Origin of the sequence: Actinomadura sp. 6K520, assembly GCF_004349245.1 — a bacterium.
Lineage (GTDB): Bacteria > Actinomycetota > Actinomycetes > Streptosporangiales > Streptosporangiaceae > Spirillospora.
The window spans coordinates 26,248-52,164 of record NZ_SMLC01000032.1 but is presented as its reverse complement, the minus strand read 5'-3'; the positions used below and the strand labels follow the sequence as shown (position 1 = coordinate 52,164).

Genomic DNA, 25,917 nt, shown 5'->3' with positions numbered 1-25,917 from the left:
GCGCGCCTACCGCTTGAGGTCGGTCAGCAACGCGGCGAACGCCCGCCGGCTCACCACCAGCTTCGGGCCGTCCGGGTCCTTGCTGTCACGAACGGCGACCGTGCCGGGAACCGAGGCCAGTTCAACGCAGTCACCACCATTGGCGGTGGTGTAGCTGGACTTGCGCCATGCGGTCTTAGTCAGGTCCATTTCTCCCGTACCACCTTGCGAATCATTTCGAGGGACTGGTCCGTGGGCAGGGCCAGCGATCGGACGGCCATGAGGGTTCTGCTGAGGGTCGCGATGTCTTCCGGGTCGCTCATCGTGAGTCCGCGCGCCGCCATGTCCGCGTACGCGATCTCGGTCCGGTCAGCCAGGGTAGCGATGTTGAACGCACCGCTGTTGCCGACGTGCTCGCCCCGGCTCGGGACGATCTGCAGGGCCACGGCGCCCTGTTCGGCCATGAGGAGCAGATGCTCCAGTTGCTCCTTCATGATCTCCGGGCTGCCGGTGAGCCGGTGGAGGGAAACCTCGTCCTGGAGGAGCGAGAAGTCGGGAGGGGGCGGGTTCTCCCTGAAGAGGATGCTCTGCCGGTTCATCCGCGCTTCGACGGCGTCCTTGTCGCCCTTGAGAACCGCTGACGCGTAGGCCGGGGTCTGGAGCAGTCCATGGACCAGGAGGGGCTGGTACGACTCCAGCATGCACGCCTCGGGTTCGACGGTGTGCCAGTCGAACCACGTCGGGAAGGTGGCGTCCTTGACCAGGTCGTCGTACAGGTAGAGAAGCTCGCCGTTCGCGTCCAGGGCGTGGTCCATCGTCTCGGCGAACTCCCGCGTGCAGCGGGTCCGGCCGTTCTCGACCGCCCCGATGTACTGCGGCTTGACGCCCATGCCGCCGTTGGCTCGCCGGGCGACGGATTCCTGCGTCCAGCCCTTGGCCTCCCGCAGCCGCCGGAAGCGGCGCCCGAAGGCGAGCAGCGTGGGCGAGACCGTCCCGCGCTTCCGCTGTGGAGCCATGTCCTCATCCTCCCTTGCAAAGGGCGCCCAACCAACACCCAATCGGCATGGGCGCACGGAACCTGACTTGCCTCGCATGGCCTGCGATTTGTTACGCAGAGTACTTTGAAGATGGCTGACTGTCGCTGGAAATGCAGGACACGTTCCGAAGGTGGTGGCCATGCCTCCGACAGCTGTGGCGCCTGAGGTGCCGACGCTCGTGCTCGAACCGTCCGGACGGGCGCCGTCGCTGGCGCGGCGGTTCGTCGCCGACCGGCTCCGGGAGTGGGGAATCGCGGACGACTCCGACGCGCGGGTCGTCGTCTCCGAACTCGTCACGAACTCGCTGCAGCACGGGGAGGGGCCGATCGTCGTCCGGGTGCTGCGGGACGAGCGCGACGGGCGTCCCGTGATCGAAACGTGGGACGGAGGCCAGGGGCTGCCCGAGATCAGGCCGGAGGACCATGCGGCTACGTCCGGGCGCGGATTGCTCATGGTCTCGCAGCTCGCCTTGGACTGGGGCACCCGGCCGCTGCTGGAAGGAGGCAAGCTGACGTGGGCGAAGTGCTGAACCTGGAACGCGGCGTCCTGCTCTGGCGGACGCGAATGGGCCGGAAGACCGCCGTCCGGTACCTCGACGTCCTATCGGTCGCACTGCGGCCAAAGGGATGGCGCTTCATCAAGCTCTACCGGCCCGCCCCGACCCCGCTCCTGCGCGTCTACGCGTGCGGGCCCGAGGAGATCGGAATCATGGTGAGCGTCTTGGCCGTACCGGGCGGCGCCTGGGGCTACCACGAAGCCCCGCGCGGACGTCGGGGATACCTCGCCCCCTGCGGCGACGCGAAGGCCGCGGCGGATGTGGTGGACGGCCTCCTCAAACACCGCATGTACCCGTCCACCTGGTAAGCCGTGGTCCGGTCGCGTGACTCATCGGCGCCGCCGGGTCGGGGGCGGCATCACGAGCGGCGCTTGCCCGCGTACTGGCGGCATTCGCCGGTGAAGACGGTGGCCAGTTCGGTCTTGATGATCGCGGGGGCGATGGCGGCGAGTTCCGCGGGGTCGCGGTGAGCCTGCATCGCCAGGCCGTCGGTCACGGCGGCCAGGCGGACGGCGGCCGGTCTCGGTTCCAGGGACGGTTCGACCTCCCCGCACTCCTTCCCGTTGTGGACGGCCTGGACCAGTTCGTCGAGAAGTGTGCGGGCCGTCGCGATGTCGACCTCGGCCAGGGCCGGGACGTCCAGGGCACGCCCCTCGAACGCCTTGACGACGCGGAACTCGGCGCGGCGTTCGCCGTCCAGAGGCAGGAACTCCGCCAGCGCCTCGGCGAGCACCTGTGAGATGGGGCGGCGATGTTCGGCGCCCGCCTGGATCCGTTCGTCGATCCTGCCGCGGATGGACGCGCTGACGTGGGTGAACGCGTGCAGGAGCATCTCGTCCTTGGTGCGGAAGTAGTGCTGCACCAGCCCGACCGAGATGCCCGCGGCGGCGGCGGTTCGGGCGACGGTCACCCTGTCGAAGCCGTCCTCGGCGATGAGGTCGCAGACGGCCGCGGCGATCTGGCGGCGGCGCTGTTCGTGATCGGCGATTCTCGGCACTTGATAACCATATCGCGGTACGGTAAAACCGTATGGCCATATTGCCATCGATCCCGACCGAGGACTCCCCCATGCTCATCCGACGCTGGTGGCCGCTCGTCGCGGTCCTGCCGGTGGCGCTGCTCTGCGTACCGATCGTCCCGGCCGCGGCGCGACCCGACCGGTACGCGGCGATCGACGCCTACGTCCGCGAGCGGATGGAGGCCACGCACACCCCCGGGCTCGCCTACGCCGTGGTCGGCCCCGACGGCCCCATCCACCAGCGCGCCTGGGGGACGGACGGGCGAGGAGACCGCGTCACGTCCGAAACCCCGTTCCTGTGGGGCTCGGTAGCCAAGCCCGTTACGGCGACCGCCGTCATGACGCTCGTCCAGTCCGGACGGCTCCGGCTGGACGGCCGGGTCGTCGATCACGTACCGGAGTTCCGGTTCGGTGGTGCGGCGCACTCCTCCAAGGTCACGGTCCGCCATCTGCTGAACCAGACCGCCGGGATCCCGGCATCCGTCACCGCCAGGATCACCGACTGCTTCGGCTCCGGCTGTCCCGGGCCCGCCGAACGCCTCCGTGCGCTGGACGGCGTGCCGCCGCTCGGGCCTCCGGGAACCCGGTATGCCTACACCAGCGTCAACTACCTGGCCCTAGCCGCGGTGGTCGAGTCAGTCACCGGGCGGCCGTTCGCCGAGCACCTGCGGCGGGCCGTGCTCGGCCCGGCGGGCATGGACGGCGCCATCGCCGACGCTGCATCGGCCGAGCGGCTCCCTCCCGGGCACCAGCTCCTCTGGGGCTTCCCCGCCGCGACCGCGGACGGGTTCGACCACCACGGCGCAAGTTACGGCTACCTGGGGGGTGACCTGAACGACCTCGCCGCCTTCGCCTCACTCCAGCTCCGGTCCGGCCGGCCCGTGCTAGAGCCGGAGTCCGCGCGGGTCATGCGGGCGGAGGGGCGGCTGGAACCCGGCGGCGACGGGACGGGCTACGGGTTCGGCTGGCGGGTCGGCGGGCTGGACGCGCCGCTCGACGGCTCCATCTGGCATACGGGCGGTCACCCCGGCTACTCCGCGATGGTGTTCCTGCTGCCACGGCGGAACGTGGCCCTGGTCGTCCACCAGAACCTCTACGGGCTGCTGCAGGACGCGGCGGTCATGCAGGCCGGGTTCGGCGCGGCCCGGCTCCTCGCGGGCGGCCGGCCGGCCGACGCACCGTCCGCGTCCGGACACCACCTGGCCGTCTGGGGCGTCACCTCGGTCGCCATCCTGCTGCTCCTCGCGGCCGGGCGCTCGGTTCAGCTCCTCCGCCGCCCTGTCGTCCACGCCTCCACGCCGCGCCGTGCCACCATGACCGCCGCCTGGGCTGCGGCAGGCGCGTCGCCCGGGGTCGCTCTCGTGGCCCTGGCCGGGCGGGCCGGCTTGACCGCGCCGATGATCTGGGTGCCGGACGCGTTCCTCGCCCTGTGCGTCGCAGCCGTCGCCGGTGCCGCCACCGTCGTGCTCCGATCCGCGCTCGCCGTCCGCGCCCATCGGCGCCGCGGGTAGTCCCCGGAAACGGCGAAGGCCGCCGCCCGCGTGATGCGGACGGCGGCCTTCCTTCGTGCCTGGACTTACCGGTTGTACTGCCCGAAGTCGTACTCCTCCAGCGGCACGGCCTCGCCGGAGCCCTGCCCGAAGGCGTACTCGGCGCCGTCGTCGTAGGAGCCGACGGAGTACACCGCCGCCTTCGCCTCCTCGGTCGGCTCGACCCGGACGTTGCGGTACTGCGGCATGCCGGTACCGGCCGGGATGAGCTTGCCGATGATGACGTTCTCCTTGAGGCCGAGCAGCGGGTCGCTCTTGGCGTGCATCGCCGCCTCGGTGAGCACCCGGGTCGTCTCCTGGAAGGACGCCGCCGACAGCCACGACTCGGTCGCGAGCGAGGCCTTGGTGATGCCCATCAGGACGGGGCGGCCGGCGGCGGGCACGCCGCCCTCGGCCACGACGCTCCGGTTCGTCTCCTCGAAGATCGGCCGCTCGACCAGGTCGCCCGGCAGCAGATCGGTGTCGCCCGACTCGAGGATGTTCACCCGCTTCAGCATCTGGCGGACGATGATCTCGATGTGCTTGTCGTGGATCGACACACCCTGCGACCGGTAGACCTCCTGGACCTCCTGGACCAGGTGGAGCTGCACGGCGCGGGGCCCGAGGATGCGCAGCACCTCGTGCGGGTTGATGGCGCCCGCGATGAGCTGCTGGCCGACGTCGACGCGCTCGCCCTCCCGGACCAGGAGGCGGGACCGCATCGGCACCGGGTAGGCGATCTCGTCGGAGCCGTCGTCGGGGACGACGACGACCTTCCGCGACTTCTCCGTCTCGTCGATCTTGACGGAGCCGGCGACCTCGCTGATCGGGGCGACGCCCTTGGGGATGCGGGCCTCGAACAGCTCCTGGACACGCGGCAGACCGTGCGTGATGTCGCCGCCCGCCACACCGCCGGTGTGGAAGGTGCGCATCGTCAGCTGCGTGCCGGGCTCGCCGATGGACTGCGCGGCGATGATGCCGACGGCCTCACCGACGTCCACCCGCTTGCCGGTGGCCAGCGAACGGCCGTAGCAGGCGGCGCAGACACCGATCTTGGCCTCGCAGACCAGGGCGCTGCGGGTGCGGACCTTGTCCACGCCCGCCTCGACCAGGCGCGACACGACCGCGTCGGACAGGTCGGTGTCGGCCGGGAAGATGACCGTCCCGTCGACGACGACGTCCTCGGCGATCGTGCGGCCGACCAGGCTGGTCTCCGAGGTGGCCAGCTTGACCAGCGTGCCGTCGGGCATCTTGTCGGCGACCTCGAACGGGATCGTCCGGTCGGTGCCGCAGTCGATCTCCCGGACGATGACGTCCTGCGCGACGTCCACCAGGCGCCGGGTCAGGTAACCCGAGTCGGCGGTGCGCAGCGCGGTGTCGGCCAGGCCCTTGCGGGCGCCGTGCGTCGAGATGAAGTACTCGACGACCGACAGGCCCTCGCGGAACGACGACTTGATCGGACGCGGGATGGTCTCGCCCTTGGGGTTGGAGACCAGGCCGCGCATGCCGGCGATCTGGCGGAGCTGGAGCGGGTTGCCGCGGGCACCCGACTGGATCATCATCCAGATCGGGTTGTCCTTCGGGAACGCCTCCTCCATGTCCACCGCGACGTCCGCGGTGGCCTTGTTCCAGATCTCGATGAGCTCCTGCTTGCGCTCGTCGTCGGTGATCAGGCCGCGGTTGAACTCCCGCTGCACCTTCTCCGCGCGCTGCTCGTAGCCGCCCAGGATCTCCGCCTTGTTCGGCGGCGCGAGGACGTCGTCGATCGCGATCGTGACGCCGGACCTGGTCGCCCAGTGGAAACCGGTGCTCTTCAGCGCGTCGAGGGAGTTCGCGACCTGGACCTTCGGGTACGTCTCCGCCAGCTCGTTGACGATGGCCGACAGCTGCTTCTTGCCGATCTCGTCGTCGACGAACGGGAAGTCATCCGGCAGCGTCTCGTTGAACATGGCGCGGCCGAGCGTGGTCTCCAGCCGGTACGGCTGCCCCGGCTCGTAGCCCTCCGGCGCGATCCAGTCGCGCGGCGGCGGGATGTCCTTCAGCCGCAGGCTGATCTTGGCCTGCAGGTCCAGCTCACCCCGGTCGTAGGCCATGATCGCCTCGGCGGACGACCCGAACGCGCGTCCCTCGCCCGCGGCCCCGTCCTTCTGCGTCGTCAGCCAGTACAGGCCGATGACCATGTCCTGGGTGGGCATGGTGACGGGCTTGCCGTCCGACGGCTTCAGGATGTTGTTCGTGGACAGCATCAGGATGCGCGCCTCGGCCTGGGCCTCGGCCGACAGCGGCAGGTGCACGGCCATCTGGTCGCCGTCGAAGTCCGCGTTGAACGCGGTGCAGACGAGCGGGTGGATCTGGATGGCCTTGCCCTCGACCAGCTGCGGCTCGAACGCCTGGATGCCGAGACGGTGCAGGGTCGGCGCCCGGTTCAGCAGCACCGGGTGCTCGGTGATGACCTCTTCCAGCACGTCCCACACGACCGGGCGGGCCCGCTCGACCATCCGCTTGGCGGACTTGATGTTCTGCGCGTGGTTGAGGTCGACGAGCCGCTTCATGACGAACGGCTTGAACAGCTCCAGCGCCATCTGCTTGGGCAGGCCGCACTGGTGCAGCTTGAGCTGCGGGCCGACGACGATGACCGAACGGCCGGAGTAGTCGACGCGCTTGCCCAGCAGGTTCTGCCGGAACCGGCCCTGCTTGCCCTTGAGCATGTCGGACAGCGACTTCAGCGGGCGGTTGCCCGGCCCGGTGACCGGGCGGCCGCGGCGGCCGTTGTCGAACAGCGCGTCGACGGCCTCCTGCAGCATCCGCTTCTCGTTGTTGACGATGATCTCGGGCGCGCCCAGGTCGAGCAGGCGCTTGAGCCGGTTGTTCCGGTTGATGACGCGGCGGTACAGGTCGTTCAGGTCGGACGTGGCGAACCGGCCGCCGTCGAGCTGCACCATCGGACGCAGGTCCGGCGGGATCACCGGGATGCAGTCCAGCACCATGCCGAGCGGGCTGTTGCGGGTGTTCAGGAACGCCGAGACGACCTTCAGCCGCTTGAGGGCGCGGGCCTTCTTCTGGCCCTTGCCGGTGCGGATGACGTCGCGCAGCTTCTCGGCCTCGGCGTCGAGGTCGAAGTTCTGCAGCCGCGCCTGGATGGCCGCGGCGCCCATGCCGCCCTCGAAGTACTTGCCGAACCGGTCGCGCATCTCGCGGTAGAGCAGCTCGTCGCCCTCCAGGTCCTGGACCTTGAGGTTCTTGAAGCGGCTCCAGACCTCGTCGAGGCGGTCGAGTTCGCGCTGCGCGCGGTCGCGCAGCTGCTTCATCTCCCGCTCGGCGCCGTCGCGCACCTTGCGCTTCTGGTCGGCCTTCGCCCCGGCCTCCTCCAGCTCCGCCAGGTCGCCCTCCAGCTTCTGCTGGCGGGCCTCGACCTGCGCGTCGCGGGCCTGCTCGATCTGCTGGCGCTCCACGGAGATGTGGGCCTCCAGCGTCGGCAGGTCGCGGTCGCGCCGCTCGGCGTCCACGCTGGTGATCATGTAGGCCGCGAAGTAGATGATCTTTTCGAGATCCTTCGGGGCCAGGTCCAGCAGGTAGCCGAGGCGGGACGGGACGCCCTTGAAGTACCAGATGTGCGTGACCGGGGCGGCCAGCTCGATGTGGCCCATCCGCTCACGGCGCACCTTGGCGCGGGTCACCTCGACGCCGCAGCGTTCGCAGATGATGCCCTTGAACCGGACGCGCTTGTACTTACCGCAGTAGCACTCCCAGTCGCGGGTAGGACCGAAGATCTTCTCGCAGAAGAGCCCGTCCTTCTCCGGCTTCAGGGTCCGGTAGTTGATCGTCTCCGGCTTCTTCACCTCGCCGTGCGACCACTGGCGGATATCGTCGGCGGTCGCCAGACCGATGCGAAGCTCGTCGAAGAAGTTGACGTCAAGCAACAGTTTTCCCCTTGAGTTGATCAGACCTCTTCGACACTGCTCGGCTCACGCCGGGACAGGTCGATGCCGAGCTCCTCCGCAGCACGGAAGACGTCCTCGTCGGTGTCGCGCATCTCGATGGACATGCCGTCGCTGGAGAGCACCTCGACGTTCAGGCACAGCGACTGCATCTCCTTGATGAGCACCTTGAAGGACTCGGGAATGCCGGGCTCGGGGATGTTCTCGCCCTTGACGATGGCCTCGTACACCTTCACGCGGCCGAGGACGTCGTCGGACTTGATGGTCAGCAGCTCCTGCAGGGCGTAGGCGGCGCCGTACGCCTCCAGGGCCCACACCTCCATCTCACCGAAGCGCTGCCCGCCGAACTGGGCCTTACCGCCGAGCGGCTGCTGGGTGATCATGGAGTAGGGACCGGTCGACCGCGCGTGGATCTTGTCGTCGACCAGGTGGAGCAGCTTGAGGATGTAGATGTAGCCGACCGAGATCGGGTCCTTGTAGGGCTCGCCGGTGCGGCCGTCGAACAGCCTGGCCTTGCCGCCCGGGCCGACCAGGCGGTCGCCGTCGCGGTTCGGCAGGGTGGACTCGATCAGGCCGGTGACGTCGCTCTCCTGGGCACCGTCGAACACCGGGGTCGCGGTGTTCGTCCACGGCTCGGCCTCGTCGGCGCCGATCGCCTTGAGGGCCCGCTTCCAGTCGGTGTCGTCCCCCTCGATCTTCCAGCCGCGGGAGGCGACCCAGCCGAGGTGGGTCTCCAGGACCTGGCCCACGTTCATGCGCCCGGGGACGCCCAGCGGGTTCAGGACGATGTCGACCGGGGTGCCGTCCTCCAGGAACGGCATGTCCTCGACCGGCAGCACCTTGGAGATGACGCCCTTGTTGCCGTGCCGGCCGGCGAGCTTGTCACCGTCGGTGATCTTGCGCTTCTGCGCGACGTACACCCGGACCAGCTCGTTCACGCCGGGCGGGAGCTCGTCGCCCTCGTCGCGGGAGAACACCCGGACGCCGATGACCTTGCCCTGCTCACCGTGCGGCACCTTCAGCGAGGTGTCGCGGACCTCACGGGCCTTCTCACCGAAGATCGCCCGCAGCAGCCGCTCCTCCGGGGTCAGCTCGGTCTCGCCCTTCGGCGTGACCTTGCCGACCAGGATGTCGCCGGGGACGACGTCGGCGCCGATGCGGATGATGCCGCGCTCGTCGAGGTCGGCCAGGACCTCCTCGGAGACGTTCGGGATGTCCCGGGTGATCTCCTCGGGGCCCAGCTTGGTGTCGCGGGCGTCGACCTCGTGCTCCTCGATGTGGATCGAGGACAGGACGTCGTCCTGCACGAGGCGCTGGGACAGGATGATGGCGTCCTCGTAGTTGTGGCCCTCCCACGGCATGAACGCCACGAGGAGGTTCTTGCCGAGCGCCATCTCGCCCTGGTCGGTGCACGGGCCGTCGGCGATGACCTGCCCGAGCTCGACCCGGGCGCCCTCCTCGACGATCGGCTTCTGGTTGAAGCAGGTGCCCTGGTTCGACCGCTTGAACTTGGCGACGCGGTAGGTCGTCCGCGTGCCGTCGTCGTTCATGACGGTCACGTAGTCGGCGGAGACCTCCTCGACGACGCCGGCCTTCTCGGCCGTGATGACGTCGCCGGCGTCGGTCGCGGCGCGGTACTCCATGCCGGTGCCGACCAGCGGCGCCTCGCTGCGCAGCAGCGGGACGGACTGGCGCTGCATGTTGGAGCCCATCAGCGCGCGGTTGGCGTCGTCGTGCTCCAGGAACGGGATCATCGCGGTGGCGACGGAGGTCATCTGCCGCGCCGAGACGTCCATGTACTGGACGTCGCGGGCGGGCACGAGCTCGACCTCGGCGCCCTTCTTGCGGACCAGCACGCGATCGTCGACGAACGTGCCGTCGTCGTTGATCAGCGAGTTGGCCTGCGCGATGATGTAGCGGTCCTCCTCGTCGGCGGTCAGGTAGTCGATCTCGTCGGTGACGATGCCGTCGGTGACGCGCCGGTACGGGGTCTCGACGAACCCGAACGGGTTGACCCGGCCGTACGCCGCGAGCGAGCCGATCAGCCCGATGTTCGGGCCTTCCGGCGTCTCGATCGGGCACATGCGGCCGTAGTGGGACGGGTGGACGTCGCGGACCTCCATGCCCGCCCGCTCGCGCGACAGACCACCGGGACCCAGCGCGGACAGCCGCCGCTTGTGCGTCAGTCCGGCCAGGGGGTTGGTCTGGTCCATGAACTGCGACAGCTGGCTGGTGCCGAAGAACTCCTTGATGGAGGCGACGACCGGCCGGATGTTGATCAGGGTCTGCGGCGTGATGGCCTCGACGTCCTGGGTGGTCATCCGCTCGCGGACGACGCGCTCCATGCGCGCCAGGCCGAGCCGGACCTGGTTCTGGATCAGCTCGCCCACCGTGCGCAGGCGCCGGTTGCCGAAGTGGTCGATGTCGTCGACCTCGATCGGGACCGGGACGGCGCCGAGGGTGGCCTCCTCCTCACCGGCGTGCAGCCGGACGAGGTAGTCGATCGTCGCGACGATGTCGTCCTCGGTGAGGGTGCCCTGGTTCATGTCCAGGTCGAGGCCGAGCTTCTTGTTGATCTTGTAGCGGCCGACCTTGGCGACGTCGTAGCGCTTCGGGTTGAAGTACAGGTTCTCCAGCAGCGTCTGCGCGGACTCGCGCGTCGGCGGCTCACCCGGGCGCAGCTTGCGGTAGATGTCGAGCAAAGCGTCATCCTGGCCGGACGTGTGGTCCTTCTCCAGGGTGACGTTGATCGACTCGTAGGAGCCGAAGCGCTCGCGGATGCGGGCCTCGTCCCAGCCGAGGGCCTTGAGCAGCACGGTGACGGGCTGCTTGCGCTTGCGGTCGATGCGCACGCCGACGTTGTCGCGCTTGTCGATCTCGAACTCGAGCCAGGCGCCGCGGCTCGGGATGACCCGGCAGCCGTAGATGTCCTTGTCGGACGCCTTGTCGAGGGCCCGGTCGAAGTAGACGCCGGGCGAGCGGACGAGCTGGGAGACGACCACCCGCTCGGTGCCGTTGATGATGAAGGTGCCCTTCGGGGTCATGAGCGGGAAGTCGCCCATGAACACCGTCTGGCTCTTGATCTCACCGGTGGTGTTGTTGATGAACTCCGCCGTGACGAACATCGGGGCGGAGTAGGTCATGTCCTTGTCCTTGCACTCCTCAACGGAGTACTTGGGCGGCTCGAACCGGTGGTCGCGGAACGACAGCGACATGGTTCCGGAGAAGTCCTCGATCGGACTGATCTCTTCGAAGATCTCCTCCAGCCCCGACTGGGTCGGGACGCTCTTACTTCCGGCCTTCTGGGCCGCCTCGACCCGGGCCTTCCACCTCTCGTTGCCCAGCAGCCAGTCAAAAGAGTTGGTCTGCAGAGCAAGGAGGTCCGGGACTTCGAGCGGCTCCTTGATGCGCGCGAAGGAGACGCGGTTCGGACCGGTTGCGGTATTCGAGGCGTTGCGCGAGGCTGCCAAGAGTGGTCCTTCCGAGGGCTCGCGGCGTAACTTGGTGACACGCACGCCAGACGATCCACGTCCGAGACCTGCACAAGGGGGTCCAAAAGGGACCACGGCAGGGGTGCTCTCACACGCGGATAGTCAGAGGGCAGCGCAAAGGGGCAGTGTAGCCGACTGGTACACCGCTCGCAACTCTAGCGCCGCAGTATGCATCACGTTGCCATGGAGCATCGCTCCTCAACGCCTCTCAGTCAAGAGCGGACTTGGACTTTTCGGCCCCTGACCTGCAGTGAGGAAGGCCATAGTTTAAGGCCCCGGCGCCGGTCGGCCGACCGCCCCCGCGAAGCCGCGAACGGCCGCCCCCGAGGGGGCGGCCGCACGGTGTTCCCAGGTCGTCCCGGCGAGCGGTCTCAGCGGATCGCGGGCCGGTGGTCCGGGCGGGTCAGGAGATCACGTCGACGTCCTGCGCCAGCCACTTGCCGTCGGTCTCGACCATCGTCATCTTCAGGCGCAGCGACTCGGGCAGGCGCTGGGTCTCGTCGTCCTTGGTGGCCGACGTGCGGTTGGCGTAGACGAGGACCACGACCTTGCCGGGGGCGGCGCTGACGACGCCCGTCTTGAGCACCGTCGTGGTTCCGACGAGCTGCTGCTGCGTCGCGCTCGCCTTGAAGGACGGCATCTCCTTCATGTAGTCGCCGCGCAGCTTCCCGGTCGTCATGTCGGCGGCCGTCTTCATGTCGGCGTCGATGGTCCGGTAGTCGTACGACGACAGCGCCTTGGCGGCCTTGGACGCGGCCCACGCGCCCTCCCTGCCGGCGGTCTCGACGGCGTTCTGCTCCCGGTCCTTGAGGTACAGCACCGTGGCCGCGGTACCGAAGGCGAGGACGAGGACGGCCAGCACGGCGATGACCGTGTACCCGGAGCGGGTGGCGTGGCCGCGGGCGTCCCCCTCGTCGTCGTCCTCGTCGTCTTCGTCGTCTTCGTCGGCGGCCGGCTTCTTCAGCTTGACCGGCCTGGCCGGCTTGCCGACCTTCTTCGGCTTCTCGACCTCGGCGGTCTCGTCGTCGGTCTCGGCCGACTCTTCTTCGGTGTCGTCGGCGTCTTCGGTGTCGTCGGCGTCCAGGTCGGCGGAGGCTTCCTCGCCGGGGTCGTCGTCCGCGCGGGTTTCGACCTCGGGGTCGTCCACATCGGCCACAGACGCCTGTGCGGGCTCTGAGGTCTCCTCTGCCGCGTCGACATCGCCGTCGGGTGCCTCGGAGGCTTCCGGGGCCTTCTTGGCGCGACGGGCCTTCTCAGACGTTTTGACGGTCTTTTTCGGCTCCGGCTCGTCCGCGGCGGCGGCGTCCGCGGCCTCCTGGGCCAGGCGGGCCGCCTCCTTCGCCTTGGCGGCGGCCTCCTCCGCCAGGCGGGCGGCCTCGGCGGCCTCCTCGGCCCTGCGCGCCTTCTCGTCCGCGGCGGTCTCGTCCGCGGCGGTCTCTGCCGCGGCGCTCTCTGCCGCGGCCTTCTCGTTCTTCCGTGCGGAGCGCTTGCCCCGGCCGAGCATGGTCACGGGACCACCTCCAGTTCGGACACGAGCCAGCGATCATCGACCCGGGTGAGGTCCATCAGGTACCTGTAGGCGCGCGCCGCGCCGTCCTTCACCTTGGGATTGGTGACCGTCCCGTTGAGGGACACCATCACTTCGGCGGAGTCGTCGTCGATGGACACGACGCCTGCCTCGACCTGGTCGACGCTCGACTTGGCCTGGGTCTTGCTGAGCTGGTCCAGGAGCTGCTTCGACTGGGTGCTGAGCTTGTTCTTCAGCTCGCCGGTGGTGCCCTCGACGATCCGGTCGAGGTCCTTCTGGGCGGTCTCGTGGTTGAGCGACATCAGGTTCACGCCCATCTGCCGCGCCGCCTGCGTGGCCTTGGCGCGCTCGTCGGCGTCGTTCTTGCCCTGCCAGGTGCGGGCGCCGAGCACGCCGGTGGCGACGACCAGCGCGACGACGAGCACGCCCAGGACGACCGTGGTGATCTGGGGCCAGCGGCGCCTCATCGGACCCCCCTCACTGGCTCAGGGGTCCGAGCATGAGCCACTTCCACGAAGAATCTCCCAACTCACGGGTACCGGCGGTGCGGGGCATGGCGTACCGCTTGCCGTCGGGCCCGTAGACGGCACCGGTCGTTGGATCGTATCCAGCGAATTCCACTGAGTTGGCCGGATACGAGAGGTAGAGGTTGCCGTTCGCCAGCTGTGCGGTCGGGGCCGCGGCCTTCGCCTTGGCGTCGCCGTCCTTTGCCTTGGCCTTGGCGTTCGCATTGCCGTCGCCGTCGCCGTCGCCGTCTTCGGCATAGGCGCCGCCCTCGGGGAAGCCGGCGCCGGCGGTGGCGCCCGGCGGGACCTGCGGGTACGGCGCGATGGCGTCGGCCGGGAAGTTGCGGGGGCCGCGGACGGCGGTGGACGAGTTCTTCGGCGCCTTGCAGCCGGCGTCCAGGCGGGGCTTCTTCTTGGCCGTGTGCTGCGGCCAGCGCCGCTTCACCTGCTCGTAGCCCTCGGTGCACGGGGGCGGGGAGTCGATGTTCAGCGCGAGGCCCAGGTGCTGGGTGCCATCGCCGGGCGTGACGGTGAACGCGCCCGCGATCGTCACCGGGTAGAGGATGAACAGCGAGCGCAGGCCCGCCTTGCGCGAGGAGATGACCTGGCCGGTGGTGGTGAGGTTCGCCAGGAGGACGGGCAGCGTCGGCGCGAGCTGGTGGATGGCCTTGTGCGTCTCGTCCACCGCGCCCGGCACGCTGTCGATGGTCCGGCGCAGCGCCGGGTCGTCGTTGCGGAGGGACGTGGTCAGCTCGTTCAGGTTCCGCGCGAAGCCCCGGATGTTGGCGGCCTGCCCGCGCTGGGTGTCCAGGACGGTCATGCTGTTGTCCAGGAGCCGCTTGGTGTCGGGGTACGCCTGGTCGGCGGTCTCCAGGATGCGGTCCGTGTCGTCGAGGAGGGACTGGAGGTCCTCGGCGGAACCGGAGAACGCCCTGTTCAGCTCGTCCACGATGATGCCGAGGTCCTCGGTGTTCACCGAGCCGACCAGCGCGTCGACGTTGCGCAGCAGGTCGGCGGTGGACACCGGCAGCGTCGTGCGGTCGCGCGGGATCGTGTACGGGTCGCCCTCGTCGAGGTAGGGCCCGCTCTTCCGTCCCGGGACGAGGTCGATGTACTGCTCGCCGACCGCCGACCGGTTCGCCACGACGGCCTTCGTGCCCTCGCGCGGGATCCGCTCGCCGCGCCGGAGCTCCAGCTTGACCCGGATACCGGTCTCGGTCAGCTCGATCGGCCCGACCCGCCCGACCGGGACGCCCCGGTAGGTGACCTCGGCGTTGCTGAACACGCCGCCCGAGTCGGTCAGGTCGACGTAGGCGACGTACTCGCGGCCGAGGAGGCCGCGGCCGACCCCGATGTAGTTCACAGACACGACCGCCACGCCGACGACGGTGATCACCGCGAAGGTGATCAGCTGGAGGATGATTCCGCGGCTGAGGATCACGAGAGGCCCCCCGTCATCAGGGTCCGCAGACCACTGTCACCGGATCCCGGGCCGAGTGCGCCGGGACGGCCCTGCTGGTCCGAGCGGGGCTGGTCCGAGCCGGGCTGGCCCGAGCCGGGCTGCTCCGAGCCGGGCTGGTCGCCGTTCCCCGGCAGGCCGGGCAGGCCGCCGGAGCCACCGCCGGGCGACTGCGGCAGCACGCCCAGCGGCGAGTCGGGCAGCGTCACGTTCGGGACCTGGAGCATGTTGCGCATCTGCTGGCCGCTGCCGAGCGTCTTCTCCAGGTCGGTGCCGCCGAACAGGTTGTGCGCGAGGGACTCGAAGTCCAGGTCGATGCGCAGGTGGACGTTGCCGTAGTCGCCCTCGATGACGTTCTCGAACGTCGCGGGGAACGGGAAGGTGATCAGCGTCTCCAGCGACTTCGGCAGGTCCGAGCCGGCCTTGTTGAGGTTCCGCAGGATCTTGTCGAGGTCCTGCAGGTTGGCGAGCAGGTCGGCCTTGGACTGGTTGATCACGTTGGTGGTGGTGCGGCTGAGCTTGTCCAGCGCGACCAGCATCTTGGTGAGGTCGGCGCGGTTGCGGTCCAGGACGGCGATCGCCGGGCCCGTCTGGTCGATGGTGTTCCGGATCGTCTCGCGCTCGTCCGCCAGCTTCCCGCTGAGCCGGTCGATGCTGTCCAGTGCCCGGGTGATCGCGGTGCGGTTGCGGTCGAGCGTGCCCGTGAACGTGTTGAGCCGGTGCAGCACGGACTTGATCGTCGCCTCGCGGCCGCCCATCGCGGCCTGCAGCTCCCGGCTGATCGTGGAGACCTGCTCCAGCCCGCCGCCGTTCAGCAGCAGCGACATCGCCGACAGCACCTCTTCGATCTCGGTGCCGCGGGAGGTGCGGTCCAGCGGGATCAGGTCGTCGTTCCCGAGCTGCCCGGTCGGGGGCTCGTTCGCCGGTGAGTCGAGCTGCACGAACTTCTCGCCGAGGAGGCTGGTCTGGCCGATCGTCGCGACGGCGTTGTCCGGCAGCTTGACGTCCTTGCGCACCTTGACGGTGACGACGGCGTACCAGCCGCGGTCGGACCGCGCGTCCCCCGCCAGCTCGATGTTCTCGACCTGCCCGACCGAGACGTCGTTGACCTTGACCGCCGACTGCGGGACGAGGTCCAGCACGTTCGAGAACTCGATCTTCACGGTGGTCGGGTCCGACCCGAGGTCGGGACCGCCGGGCAGCGGCAGCGACGACACGCCGTCGAACGTGCAGCCCGTCAGGGCCGTCACGCCGGCGACCGCGACGACGCCGAACAGCCGTGCGCGGCCGCCCGCGAGGCGTCCCGCCCGGCGTACCCGCCGTGTCGTGCTCATCGGCCACCTCCAGGCAGCAGCGCGGTGATGTCACCCGGCGCGCCCTGCGCCGCGGCGGCGCCGGTCCCGCCGCCGTTCGACCGGTTGTTCGTCTTGGCGGACTTGGGCGGCCCCTGGGGCCCGTAGGCGTCCGGCGGGATCGGGACCGGGTCGTAGTGCGTGGTCAGCGCGGTGATCCAGGACAGGTCCAGGTGCAGGCCCGTCAGCGCCTTGCCGATGCCGTTGTACGGCTCGACGAAGTCGAGGCACTCCTTGGCGGGCGTCCCCACCGAGTACGCCAGCGAGCAGACCCAGTCGGCCAGGTCGTGGAACTGGCGGAAGTTGTTGCGGGTGTGGATGGTGCCGCTGATCGGGTCGTACGCGCGGGCCAGGTTGTTGATGGCCAGCGGGCCGGCCTGCAGGATCTCGGCGAGGGCGTCCCGCTCCTTCACCAGCACGCCGGTGATCTGGGCGAGCTGCCGGACGCTCGCGGCCAGCTCGCCGCGGTTGTCCTTGACGAACCGCTGGACGTTGCGCAGCGTCGGCGCGAGGGTGTTGAGGGCCGCGCTCAGCTCCTCCTTCTCCCCCGCGAGCTGCGCCGACACCTCGTTGAGATGCCCGCCGAAGGACTTGATCTGCTGGTCGTTGGCCTTCATCGCGTCGGTGATGACGCGCAGGTTCCGGATCGTCTCGGCGATGTCACCGCGGTCGGTGCTCAGGGTGCTGAGCGCCTTGGAGGTGTCCGCGATCGTCTGCCGGATGTCGTCGCCCTGCCCCTCCAGGTTCGAGGCGCCGACCCGCAGCAGCTCCGACAGGGCCCCGCTGCCGTCCTCGTCCGGTGCGTTGGCGCCCTCCGGGCCGAGGGCCTTGGTGAGGTCGTTCAGGCTGCCGCCGATGTCGTCGATCTCGACCGGGACCGCGGTGCGGCTCGTGGTCAGGGTCGCGCCGTCCGCCAGGACCGCGCCGCCCTTGTACACCGGCGTGAGCTGGATGTACCGGTCGGCGACGAGCGTCTGGTTGATGATGACCGCCTGCGCGTTGGCCGGAACCTTGTACTTGGCGTCGTACTCCAGCTCGACCTTCACCGAGTCGCCGACGGGGTCGACGCTCGTGACCTCCCCGACGGGGATGCCGAGGATGCGGACGTCGGCGCCCGGGTAGAGGCCGACGGTCCGGGTGAAGTACGCCGTCATCCGGCGCTGCTCCGGCTTCTGGAGTACCAGCAGGAGCACGGCGGCCAGCACCGCGACGGCGAGTATCGCGCCGCCGAGTCGGAGGATGGTCCCTGAATTGCGCACGGAAACCTGCCTGCTCACGGGAGGAAGGGCAACGGGTTGTCGCCCGTGACGCCGGTCTGGCCATTGCCGGACGAGCCGTTTCCGTTGCCGGTACGGCCGCCCTGCTGGTGGGTGCTGCCTCCGCCTCCGCCGCCGCCCGGCCCGTCGCCGATCGAGGCGGGGATCGGCAGGAGGTTCTGGATCCACGAGTCGAACCAGCGGCCGGTGCCGGTCACGTCGGCGAACTGCCGGGCGAAGGGCGCGAACAGCTGCAGGATCCGGTCCAGGTTGTTCTGGTTCTTCAGCAGCACCTGGTTGACCCGCGCCAGGTTGTTCAGCATCGGCTTGAGCTGCTTCTCGTTCTCACTGATCAGCGCGTTCACCTGCTGGGACAGCGTCACGGTGCGGATCAGCAGCTGGTGGATCACCTCGCGGCGGGCCTGCACCGCCTGCAGCACCTTGTCGCCGTCCTGGACGAGCTCGGCGAAGTCCTGATTGCGGTCGGCGAGCAGCTGCGAGACATCCTTGGCCTTGCCGGTCAGCTCGTGCAGCTCCTCGTCGCGGGACGCGATCGTGTCCGACAGCCGCCGCAGGCCCCGCAGCGACGCCCGGATCTCCTCGGGGGAGTTCTCGAAGGTCTGCGACAGCACCTCGAACGACTTGGCGACCTGCTCGACGTCGATCGCGCCGACCCGCTGGCTCAGCTCGCTGATCGCCGGGACGACCTCGAACGGGACGTGCGTCCGCTCGATCGGGATCGTGCGGCCGAGCTCGCCCTTCCCGCGCGGGATCAGCTCCAGGTAGTGCGAGCCCAGCACCGTCTTGATCTTGATGCTGGCCTCGGTGCGGTCGCCGAGCCGCACCCCGTCGTCGACCCGGAAGGTGACCTTGACGTGGTCGCCGTCCAGGTCCAGGGCCTCGACCTCGCCGACCTTGACGCCGGCGATGCGGACCTCCTCGTCGGCTTCCAGCCCCGCCGCCTCCTTGAACTGGGCGGTGCGGGTGGTGCCGCCGGCGACCAGCGGGATGTTCTGCAGGTTCATCGCGAGGACGACCAGCACGATGATGACGGCGAACCCGATGAGGCCGATGGGGACCGGGTTGCGCTCGCGGAACGAGACCCTCATCTACTTGCACCTCGCGTTCTCGTTCACGATCGCCGGCGTCTGGTAGACCGGTCCGCCAGGCAGCCGCACCCGCGCGTCGAGGCCGCAGATGTACATGTTGAACCAGGAGCCGTAGGAGGAGATGTTCAGCAGCTTCTCCAGCCGGTTCGGCGTCCGCTGCAGGCCCGCGTCGATGTCCTTGCGGTTCGCGTCGAACGTCCCGGTGAGCTTGCGCAGCCCCGCGATGTCGTTCCGGATGTCCGGACGCGCGTCGACGAGCAGGTCCTGCGTGGTGCCGGTCAGGTCGTTGATCGCGGCCACCGAGTCGAAGATCGCCTGGCGGTCGTCGGAGACGCCGCTGACGAACCCGCGCAGGTCGAGGATCAGCTTGTTGACCTCGTCGTGCCGCTCGTCGATGGTGCCGAGGACGGCGTTCAGGTTGTCGATCACCCGGCCGATGACGCGGTCCCGGTCGGCGAGCGTGTTGGTCAGCGACGCGACGTGCGCGAGCAGGCTGTTGATCGTCCCGCCCTCGCCCTGCAGCACCGTGATGATCTGCATCGCCAGCGTGTTGACGTCCTTGGGCTCAAGGGCGCGGAACAGCGGCCGGAAGCCGTTGAACAGCGTCGTCAGGTCCAGCGCGGGCTGCGTCTGCGAGATCGGGATCGTGTCGCCCGGGTCCAGGTAGTCGTTGGCCTGGCCCTCCCCGTCGGCCAGCGCGAGGTACCGCTGGCCCATCAGGTTGCGGTAGCGGATGTGCGCCTGCGTGGACGACGGCAGCCCCGCCCGGAACGCGCCGTTCTCCTGGACGCTGAACGTCACCTCGGCCTGGTGCCCCCGGTGGAGCTTGATCTCCTCGATCTGGCCGACGCGGACGCCGGCGACGCGGACGTCGTCGTTCTTCAGCAGCCCGGTCACGTCCGTGAAGATCGCCTTGTAGGTCTTGGACGGCCCGAACCGCATGTTGGAGATCGTCATCGCCAGCACGCCGGTGGCCACCGCGGTGATGACCACGAAGGTCAGCAGCTTGATCGCGGCACTGGTCGTCTTCACTTGATCGTCACCACCGATCCGCGCAGCAGCGGCCCGAACAGCAGCGACGAGACATCCGGGACCTCATCGGCCGGCGTCCGCGTCATGGGCCCGACAATGCTCTTGATCTTTTCTTCCTCGCTCATCGAACCCGGGTCGACGAAGATGTTCGACACCGCCCGGCCGCGGCCGCCCGCGGGCGCGTTCGCCGGGTCGGGGTCCTTCCACCAAAGGTCGTCCTCGGTGCCGTCCAGCGCCAGGTAGTCCGGGAACGGGACCCGCGGGTTCGGCAGGTTGTAGCAGCGCGGGTTCCGCTGGTCCTTCACCTCGGGCAGGTCCAGCGGGTTCTTGTAGCCCGGCCGCGGCTTGACGATCTCGATCGTCAGGTTGAAGGTCTTGGACCCGTTCCCGCCGGCCACCCGCTCGGCCTCCGGCTTGATCTTCATGAGCCCCGCCAGCACGCACGGCATCGACGGCGAGTACCGGGCGACGAGGCTGAGCACGTCCCGGTTCGCGATGTTGAACCCGACGATCTTCGGTCCGTTGGTGCGCATGAACACGTCGCCGTCCTGCGCCAGCGCGGTCGTCGCCGGGATCAGCCGCTCGATCGTCGCCGTCTTGTCGGTGATCGTCTTGCTGGTCACGTTGAGGTTCCGGAGCGTCTGCAGCAGGTCCGGCGCGGCGGCGTGGTAGATGTCGGACACGTCCGCCAAGCCGTTCAGGTCGTGGACGAGCGTCCCCAGCTCCGGGTTGATCTTCTTCAGCAGCGCGTCCGCCTGCTCCAGGTTCTGCCCGATCTGCTCGCCGCGCCCCTGCAGCGCCGTGGCCAGGGCGTTCAGCGTCGCGTTCAGCTCCGCCGGCTTCACCGCCTGCAGCAGCGGCAGCAGGTCGTTCAGCACCTTGTCGATCTCGACGGCGGCCCGGGACCGGTCCTGCTGGATCACGGCCCCCTCGGCCAGCCCCAGCGCACCCGGCTGCTCCGGGATGTGCAGCTCCACGTACTTCTCGCCGAACAGCGTCTTCGGCAGCAGCCGCGCCTGGACGTTGCCCGGGATGAGCTTCGCCTTGTCGGGGTCGAGCGCCAGGTGCAGCGTCGCGCCCCGCGCCGTCGCGTCGGTGTCGCGCACCTCGCCGACGATCAGGCCCCGCACCTTCACGTCCGAGTGCGGCAGCAGTTGCAGCCCGGCGCGCTCCGTCCGGACCGTCACCTCCGTCACCGGGGTGAACGCCTTGTTGAACAGCGCCACGGTGAGCACCAGCAACAGGACGATCACCAGCAACATGGCGATCCCGAGCAACCGAAACCGGATACGTTCCGTCATGATGCCGTTACCCCGCGATCCGGACTGTGGTATCTGTGCCCCAGATCGCCATGCCGAGGAGCAGGTCCGCCACGTTGATGACCACGATGCTGGTGCGCACCGCGCGGCCCACCGCGACGCCGACGCCCGCCGGGCCGCCGCTCGCGTGGTAGCCGTAGTAGCAGTGGATCAGCATGACCAGCACCGAGAATATGATCACTTTTCCGAATGACCACAAGATGTCGTTCGGTGGTAGGAACAAATGGAAATAGTGGTCGTAGGTGCCGGTCGACTGTCCGTAGAACACCGTCACGATCAGCCGCGTCGCGCCGTAGGAGGCCAGCAGGCCCACGATGTAGAGCGGGACGACCGCGATCATCCCGGCCAGCATCCGGGTCGTGACGAGGAACGGCATCGACGGGACCGCCATGACCTCCAGCGCGTCGATCTCGTCGGAGATCCGCATCGCGCCGAGCTGGGCGGTGAACCCGCAGCCGACCGTCGCCGACAGCGCCAGCGCCGACACCAGCGGGGCGATCTCGCGGGTGTTGAAGTAGGACGCGATGAACCCGGTGAACGCGGCCGTGCCGATCTGGTTCAGCGACTCGTAGCCCTGCAGGCCGACCTGGCTGCCGGTGAAGAACGTCATGAATCCGACGATCACCACCGAGCCGCCGATCACGGCGAGGCCGCCGGTGCCGAGGCTCACCTCGGCCAGCAGCCGCAGCACCTCCGTGCGGTAGCGGCGCAGCACCCGGAACGTCCACGCGAACGCGCGGGCGTAGAACGACATCTGGTGGCCGAAGTCGTCCAGCCGCTGGAGCGGCGCGTTCACCGCCTTGGTAACGGCCTTACCCGTCTTCCCAGGAGCCGTGCTCATCGCCTCGCCTCCGCTCGGCTGCGAGCGGCCGTGCCCGGCGCCGTCTTCCCTCGTCGCTCCGGTCGCAGGCTCCCTGCGCTCCTCAGTCCAGACGACGCCCGTCCGCTCGCCCTGCTCATCGCCTCGCCTCCGCTCGGCTGCGAGCGGCCGTGCTCGGCGCCGTCTTCCCTCGTCGCTCCGGTCGCAGGCTCCCTGCGCTCCTCAGTCCAGACGACGCCCGTCCGCTCGCCATCACATGCCCTTCGACGGCACGAACTGGAAGTACAACGCGGAGATCAGGAAGTTCTCCAGGAAGAGCAGCATGAAGGTGATGACCACGGTCTGGTTGACCGCATCACCGACCCCCTTCGGCCCGCCCTTCGCGTTCAGCCCCTTGTACGCCGCGACGAGGCCGGCGGTGATGCCGAACACGAACGCCTTGAACTCGGCCTGCAGCAGGTCCGGCAGTTGCGCGATCGCGTTGAAGGACGCCAGGTAGGCGCCGGGGGTGCCGTCCTGCAGCATGACGTTGAAGAAGTAGCCGCCCATGAGACCGACGACCGAGACCAGCCCGTTCAGGAACAGCGCGACGAACGCGCAGGCGAGCATCCGCGGCACGACGAGGCGGTGCAGCGGGTTGATGCCCAGCACCTCCATCGCGTCGATCTCCTCGCGGATCTTGCGGGAGCCGAGGTCGGCGCAGATCGCCGAGCCGGCGGCGCCCGCCACCAGCAGCGAGGTGACCAGCGGGCTGGCCTCCCGGACGATCGCGACGACCGCGGTCGCACCGGTGTAGGACTGCGCGCCGAGCTGCCGGATGAGCCCGCCGACCTGCAGCGACAGGATGCCGCCGAACGGGATGGCGACCAGCATGGTGGGGACGACGGTGACGCTGACGATGAACCAGGCCTGCTGGATGAACTCGCGCCACTGGAAGGGCCACTTGAACATCGCGCGGCCGGTGTCCAGGCAGAGGGCGAAGAAGCGGCCCGGCTCCCGGATCGCGATGTTGGCGGCGCCGTCCCCGATCTTACGGAACGTCGTGGACGACCCGCCGCCCTTGCCGTCCCCTCGCTGGTCCGCGCCGATACCAGGAGTGGACATCAGTACCCTGCACCCGCCCCAGGCTGTCCAGGCGGCGGGTTACCCGGGAAGTGACCGGAGGAACCGCCGGGGTGCATGCCGGGCGCGGGCGGCGGCCCGCCGGCGGGCGCCATCGACGCCACGTACCGCGGCCACTCCTCCACCCAGTTGCGGCCCAGGTCGTCGACGAAGGATCCGGGCGGCGGGGTGACGCCGTGCGCGGCGCACCAGGCGCCGGGGGCGTGCTGCCCCGGGCGGATCCGGCCGTCGCTGGTCATCAGCTGCGGCGGGATCGGCGGCAGCTTGCCCGGGTCGTGGCCCTGCTTCGCCTCGGCCTCCAGCTCAGAGACGTCCTTCTCCTCCGACATCCCGATCGGGCCGATCTTGCGCGCGTTGAGGAACTGCCGGACGACCGGCTCCTCGCTGGACAGCAGCATCTCGCGCGGGCCGAACATCACCAGCTCGCGGCGGAACAGCAGGCCGATGTTGTCCGGAACGGTCCGGGCGGTGTTGATGTCGTGGGTGACGATGAGGAACGTCGCGCCGATCTCGGCGTTCAGGTCGACGATCGTCTGGTTCAGGTAGGACGTGCGGACCGGGTCGAGGCCGGAGTCGGGCTCGTCCACCAGCAGGATCTCGGGGTTCAGGACGAGGGCGCGGGCGAGGCCGGCGCGCTTCTTCATCCCGCCGGAGATCTCCCCGGGAAGCTTCTTCTCGGCACCGAGCAGCCCGACGAGTTCGAGCTTCTCCATGACGATCCGCTTGACCTCGGACTCCGACTTCTTCGTGTGCTCGCGGAGCGGGAAGGCCACGTTGTCGTAGATGTTCATCGACCCGAAGAGGGCGCCGTCCTGGAACAGCACGCCGAACAGCTTGCGGGTCTCGTAGAGCTGCGCTTCCGGAAGGTGGGGGAGGTCCCGGTCGCCGACCCAGATGTGCCCCCGGTCCGGCTTGAGCAGCCCGACCAGCGACTTTAGGAAGACCGACTTACCGGTGCCGGAGGGGCCCAGGAGAACGGAGATCTCTCCCGCGGGCAGCGTCAGCGACACGTCCTGCCAGATGGTCTGACGGCCGAAGGACTTCGTCAGCCCTTCGACTCTGATCTCGACGCCCACTCGTCACCTTTCGTCCAGGCCGGGGGAATCCCGAACCAATGAGCGAGTAGCTCTAGGCTCTTTGTCGTCACACCGCGTGTCCGCCCTCTTACTACCGTCCGGTAGCCGTGACGGGTGCCACTACCGTAGCGGGACTCCGTCCAATTGGAAGGGGTTCCACTCCAGATCAGCGGCCAAATGCGACGTCGTAAGACAATCGTTACTTACGGCGCCTATGAGACTAGTGGTCCAAGAACCGGTGCCTCAAGCGGGGTCGGGGTGTTCGGCCGGGGAAGGACGGCTTCGTCCGGTCCACCGGGACGCTCCGGCCCTCGTGTGGCCACAGCGTCAGAGGGGACGGTACGCCGCGCTCCAATATGCGCACAACCCGCCCGGACGCACGCTTTCCGGCATGCGTTTATCACTCCGGCACAACGAAAAGAGGCGGCCGCCCCACCCGTGGTGGGACGACCGCCTCCCGAGGAGCGAACGGAGCCGTAGCAGCCCCGGGCTCTGGAACGCCCTACTTGACGGTGACCGTCGCGCCGGCCTTCTCCAGGGCCTCCTTGGCCTTGTCGGCGGCCTCCTTGTTGACCTTCTCGAGCAGCGGCTTCGGCGCGCCGTCGACCAGGTCCTTGGCCTCCTTCAGGCCGAGGCTCGTCAGCGCGCGTACCTCCTTGATGACCTGGATCTTCTTGTCGCCGGCACCCTCGAGGATGACGTCGAACTCGTCCTGCGCGGCGGCCTCCTCGGCGGCCGGGGCGCCGGCCCCGCCCGCGGGGGCGGCCACGGCCGCGACCGGCGCCGCGGCCTTGACGTCGAAGACCTCCTCGAACTGCTTCACGAACTCCGAAAGCTCGAGAAGGGTCATCTCCTTGAAGGCGTCGAGCAGGTCGTCGGTGCTGAGCTTCGCCATGATCTTTCCTCCGCTATGGCTTGAAAACTGGGGATTACGTAACCGCGGGTGCCTACTCGGCGGACGCCTCGGCGGCCTCGGCGGCCGGCGCGTCGGCGGCCTCCTCGCGCTTGGCGCGCAGCGCCTCGGCGAGCTGCGCCGTCTGCGTCGGCAGGGCGTTGAAGAGCGCGGCCGCGTTGGACAGCGAGCCCTTCATCGCACCGGCGAGCTTCGCGAGGAGCACCTCGCGCGACTCGAGGTCGGCGAGCTTGGTGACCTCCGCCGCGCTCATCGCCTTGCCGTCGATGTACCCGCCCTTGATCACCAGCAGCGGGTTGGCCTTGGCGAAGTCACGCAGGCCCTTGGCGGCCTCGACCACGTCGCCCCGGACGAACGCGATGGCCGAGGGGCCTTCGAGCAGGTCACGGAACTGCTCGTCGACACCGGCCTCGTCCGCCGCGCGCCTGGTCAGCGTGTTCTTCACCACGCGAAACCGTGCGGTCTCGCCGAGATTGCCGCGCAGTTCCCCGACCTGCGCGACGGTCAGCCCGCGGTACTCGGTCAGCACGGCGCCGCTGGAGCTCTGGAACTCGTCCTTGAGCTCGGCGATCGCCGCGTCCTTATCGGCCCTGGCCATGCGGCCTCCTTCCGATTACCTGGGTGTTCACGACCCTCCCCGTCCCCCGGGGACGGGGCCCGATCGAACCGAAAAACGCCCCGGCGCAGGCGCACGGGGCGTCCAGGCAAGGCACGGAGGCCATGCGGAAGCTCTCGTCTCACCTACGCAGGCCGCCCGACGAATCGGGTCCTTCGGCCACCTCGGCAGGAGGTGACGACCGGCGGTCTTCGGCACCGAACAGAGTACGTGCACGTTCCCCGACTTACCAAATCAGCGAGGGGACCGCGCCATCACGGC

General features: G+C 69.1%; 21 protein-coding genes. 3 read left to right on the top strand and 18 right to left on the bottom strand.

The window, feature by feature from the left end; all coding sequences use genetic code 11:
• Positions 1 to 6: 6 nt before the first annotated feature.
• The gene (locus tag E1289_RS11580; RefSeq protein ID WP_131978802.1) at positions 7 to 189 is read right to left on the bottom strand and encodes a DUF397 domain-containing protein; all 183 of its coding nucleotides are present in this window, start codon (positions 187 to 189) and stop codon (positions 7 to 9) included.
• On the bottom strand, positions 180 to 995 hold the full coding sequence (locus E1289_RS11575; RefSeq protein ID WP_131978801.1) for a helix-turn-helix transcriptional regulator: 816 nt from the start codon (positions 993 to 995) through the stop codon (positions 180 to 182). Before E1289_RS11575 ends, E1289_RS11580 begins: the two co-directional genes overlap by 10 nt.
• Before the next feature lie 160 nt (positions 996 to 1,155).
• Between E1289_RS11575 and E1289_RS11570 the strand changes: the two genes are divergently transcribed.
• Both E1289_RS11570 and E1289_RS11565 read left to right on the top strand, forming a co-directional pair.
• Positions 1,156 to 1,545, top strand: coding sequence for an ATP-binding protein (locus tag E1289_RS11570; protein WP_131978798.1), 390 nt, complete (start codon positions 1,156 to 1,158; stop codon positions 1,543 to 1,545).
• Positions 1,530 to 1,880, top strand: coding sequence for a hypothetical protein (locus tag E1289_RS11565; RefSeq protein ID WP_131978795.1), 351 nt, complete (start codon positions 1,530 to 1,532; stop codon positions 1,878 to 1,880). Before E1289_RS11570 ends, E1289_RS11565 begins: the two co-directional genes overlap by 16 nt.
• A 50-nt stretch (positions 1,881 to 1,930) precedes the next feature.
• On the opposite strand, the gene E1289_RS11560 is transcribed toward E1289_RS11565, so the two are convergent.
• Complete coding sequence (locus E1289_RS11560; RefSeq protein WP_131978792.1) at positions 1,931 to 2,569, bottom strand: TetR family transcriptional regulator C-terminal domain-containing protein; 639 nt, start codon at positions 2,567 to 2,569, stop codon at positions 1,931 to 1,933.
• Between the two features lie 71 nt (positions 2,570 to 2,640).
• On the opposite strand from E1289_RS11560, the gene E1289_RS11555 reads away from it, so the two are divergent.
• Entirely contained in the window at positions 2,641 to 4,101 is a 1,461-nt protein-coding gene (locus tag E1289_RS11555) for a serine hydrolase domain-containing protein (protein ID WP_131978789.1), read from the top strand.
• 65 nt (positions 4,102 to 4,166) lie between these two features.
• On the opposite strand, the gene E1289_RS11550 is transcribed toward E1289_RS11555, so the two are convergent.
• The 15 genes from E1289_RS11550 to rplJ all read right to left on the bottom strand — a co-directional run bounded on the left by E1289_RS11550 (position 4,167) and on the right by rplJ (position 25,638).
• Positions 4,167 to 8,039 (bottom strand): DNA-directed RNA polymerase subunit beta', encoded by a 3,873-nt coding sequence (locus E1289_RS11550; RefSeq protein WP_131978786.1) that lies wholly within the window; start codon positions 8,037 to 8,039, stop codon positions 4,167 to 4,169.
• A 20-nt stretch (positions 8,040 to 8,059) separates the two neighbouring features.
• The gene (gene rpoB / locus E1289_RS11545) at positions 8,060 to 11,527 is read right to left on the bottom strand and encodes a DNA-directed RNA polymerase subunit beta (protein WP_131978783.1); all 3,468 of its coding nucleotides are present in this window, start codon (positions 11,525 to 11,527) and stop codon (positions 8,060 to 8,062) included.
• A 424-nt stretch (positions 11,528 to 11,951) separates the two neighbouring features.
• A complete protein-coding gene (locus E1289_RS11540) occupies positions 11,952 to 13,058 on the bottom strand; it encodes a hypothetical protein (RefSeq protein ID WP_131978780.1) in 1,107 nt (368 codons plus the stop codon).
• On the bottom strand, positions 13,055 to 13,543 hold the full coding sequence (locus E1289_RS11535) for a hypothetical protein (protein ID WP_131978777.1): 489 nt from the start codon (positions 13,541 to 13,543) through the stop codon (positions 13,055 to 13,057). The genes E1289_RS11540 and E1289_RS11535 overlap by 4 nt, the downstream gene beginning before the upstream one ends.
• A gap of 10 nt (positions 13,544 to 13,553) precedes the next feature.
• A complete protein-coding gene (locus E1289_RS11530; protein WP_131978774.1) occupies positions 13,554 to 15,023 on the bottom strand; it encodes an MlaD family protein in 1,470 nt (489 codons plus the stop codon).
• On the bottom strand, positions 15,020 to 16,375 hold the full coding sequence (locus tag E1289_RS11525) for an MCE family protein (RefSeq protein ID WP_131978771.1): 1,356 nt from the start codon (positions 16,373 to 16,375) through the stop codon (positions 15,020 to 15,022). The genes E1289_RS11530 and E1289_RS11525 overlap by 4 nt, the downstream gene beginning before the upstream one ends.
• Positions 16,372 to 17,670 (bottom strand): MCE family protein, encoded by a 1,299-nt coding sequence (locus E1289_RS11520; protein WP_131978768.1) that lies wholly within the window; start codon positions 17,668 to 17,670, stop codon positions 16,372 to 16,374. The genes E1289_RS11525 and E1289_RS11520 overlap by 4 nt, the downstream gene beginning before the upstream one ends.
• The gene (locus E1289_RS11515; protein WP_131978765.1) at positions 17,667 to 18,758 is read right to left on the bottom strand and encodes an MCE family protein; all 1,092 of its coding nucleotides are present in this window, start codon (positions 18,756 to 18,758) and stop codon (positions 17,667 to 17,669) included. Before E1289_RS11515 ends, E1289_RS11520 begins: the two co-directional genes overlap by 4 nt.
• Positions 18,759 to 19,790, bottom strand: coding sequence for an MCE family protein (locus E1289_RS11510; RefSeq protein ID WP_131978762.1), 1,032 nt, complete (start codon positions 19,788 to 19,790; stop codon positions 18,759 to 18,761).
• Positions 19,787 to 21,091, bottom strand: coding sequence for an MCE family protein (locus E1289_RS11505; protein WP_131978759.1), 1,305 nt, complete (start codon positions 21,089 to 21,091; stop codon positions 19,787 to 19,789). Before E1289_RS11505 ends, E1289_RS11510 begins: the two co-directional genes overlap by 4 nt.
• A gap of 7 nt (positions 21,092 to 21,098) precedes the next feature.
• On the bottom strand, positions 21,099 to 21,863 hold the full coding sequence (locus tag E1289_RS11500) for an ABC transporter permease (RefSeq protein ID WP_347813571.1): 765 nt from the start codon (positions 21,861 to 21,863) through the stop codon (positions 21,099 to 21,101).
• A 318-nt stretch (positions 21,864 to 22,181) separates the two neighbouring features.
• Positions 22,182 to 22,880 carry an ABC transporter permease gene (locus E1289_RS11495; RefSeq protein ID WP_229808653.1) on the bottom strand — a complete coding sequence of 233 codons (699 nt, stop codon included), beginning with the start codon at positions 22,878 to 22,880 and terminating at the stop codon, positions 22,182 to 22,184.
• A gap of 152 nt (positions 22,881 to 23,032) precedes the next feature.
• On the bottom strand, positions 23,033 to 24,127 hold the full coding sequence (locus E1289_RS11490; protein ID WP_131978750.1) for an ABC transporter ATP-binding protein: 1,095 nt from the start codon (positions 24,125 to 24,127) through the stop codon (positions 23,033 to 23,035).
• A gap of 502 nt (positions 24,128 to 24,629) precedes the next feature.
• Positions 24,630 to 25,022: a 50S ribosomal protein L7/L12 gene (rplL, locus tag E1289_RS11485; protein ID WP_131978747.1), complete on the bottom strand. Its 393-nt coding sequence runs from the start codon at positions 25,020 to 25,022 to the stop codon at positions 24,630 to 24,632.
• A 52-nt stretch (positions 25,023 to 25,074) separates the two neighbouring features.
• Positions 25,075 to 25,638: a 50S ribosomal protein L10 gene (gene rplJ / locus E1289_RS11480; protein WP_131978744.1), complete on the bottom strand. Its 564-nt coding sequence runs from the start codon at positions 25,636 to 25,638 to the stop codon at positions 25,075 to 25,077.
• Positions 25,639 to 25,917: the final 279 nt, after the last annotated feature.

What these genes read in the sequence shown, in the direction of transcription:
- E1289_RS11580 (WP_131978802.1), bottom strand. Translation starts at nt 189, where the DNA reads ATGGACCTGACTAAGACCGCATGGCGCAAGTCCAGCTACACCACCGCC.
- E1289_RS11575 (WP_131978801.1), bottom strand. Translation starts at nt 995, where the DNA reads ATGGCTCCACAGCGGAAGCGCGGGACGGTCTCGCCCACGCTGCTCGCC.
- E1289_RS11570 (WP_131978798.1), top strand. Translation starts at nt 1,156, where the DNA reads ATGCCTCCGACAGCTGTGGCGCCTGAGGTGCCGACGCTCGTGCTCGAA.
- E1289_RS11555 (WP_131978789.1), top strand. Translation starts at nt 2,641, where the DNA reads ATGCTCATCCGACGCTGGTGGCCGCTCGTCGCGGTCCTGCCGGTGGCG.
- E1289_RS11535 (WP_131978777.1), bottom strand. Translation starts at nt 13,543, where the DNA reads ATGAGGCGCCGCTGGCCCCAGATCACCACGGTCGTCCTGGGCGTGCTC.
- E1289_RS11525 (WP_131978771.1), bottom strand. Translation starts at nt 16,375, where the DNA reads ATGAGCACGACACGGCGGGTACGCCGGGCGGGACGCCTCGCGGGCGGC.
- E1289_RS11515 (WP_131978765.1), bottom strand. Translation starts at nt 18,758, where the DNA reads ATGAGGGTCTCGTTCCGCGAGCGCAACCCGGTCCCCATCGGCCTCATC.
- E1289_RS11505 (WP_131978759.1), bottom strand. Translation starts at nt 21,091, where the DNA reads ATGACGGAACGTATCCGGTTTCGGTTGCTCGGGATCGCCATGTTGCTG.
- E1289_RS11500 (WP_347813571.1), bottom strand. Translation starts at nt 21,863, where the DNA reads ATGTCGTTCTACGCCCGCGCGTTCGCGTGGACGTTCCGGGTGCTGCGC.
- E1289_RS11495 (WP_229808653.1), bottom strand. Translation starts at nt 22,880, where the DNA reads ATGTTCAAGTGGCCCTTCCAGTGGCGCGAGTTCATCCAGCAGGCCTGG.
- rplL (WP_131978747.1), bottom strand. Translation starts at nt 25,022, where the DNA reads ATGGCGAAGCTCAGCACCGACGACCTGCTCGACGCCTTCAAGGAGATG.
- rplJ (WP_131978744.1), bottom strand. Translation starts at nt 25,638, where the DNA reads ATGGCCAGGGCCGATAAGGACGCGGCGATCGCCGAGCTCAAGGACGAG.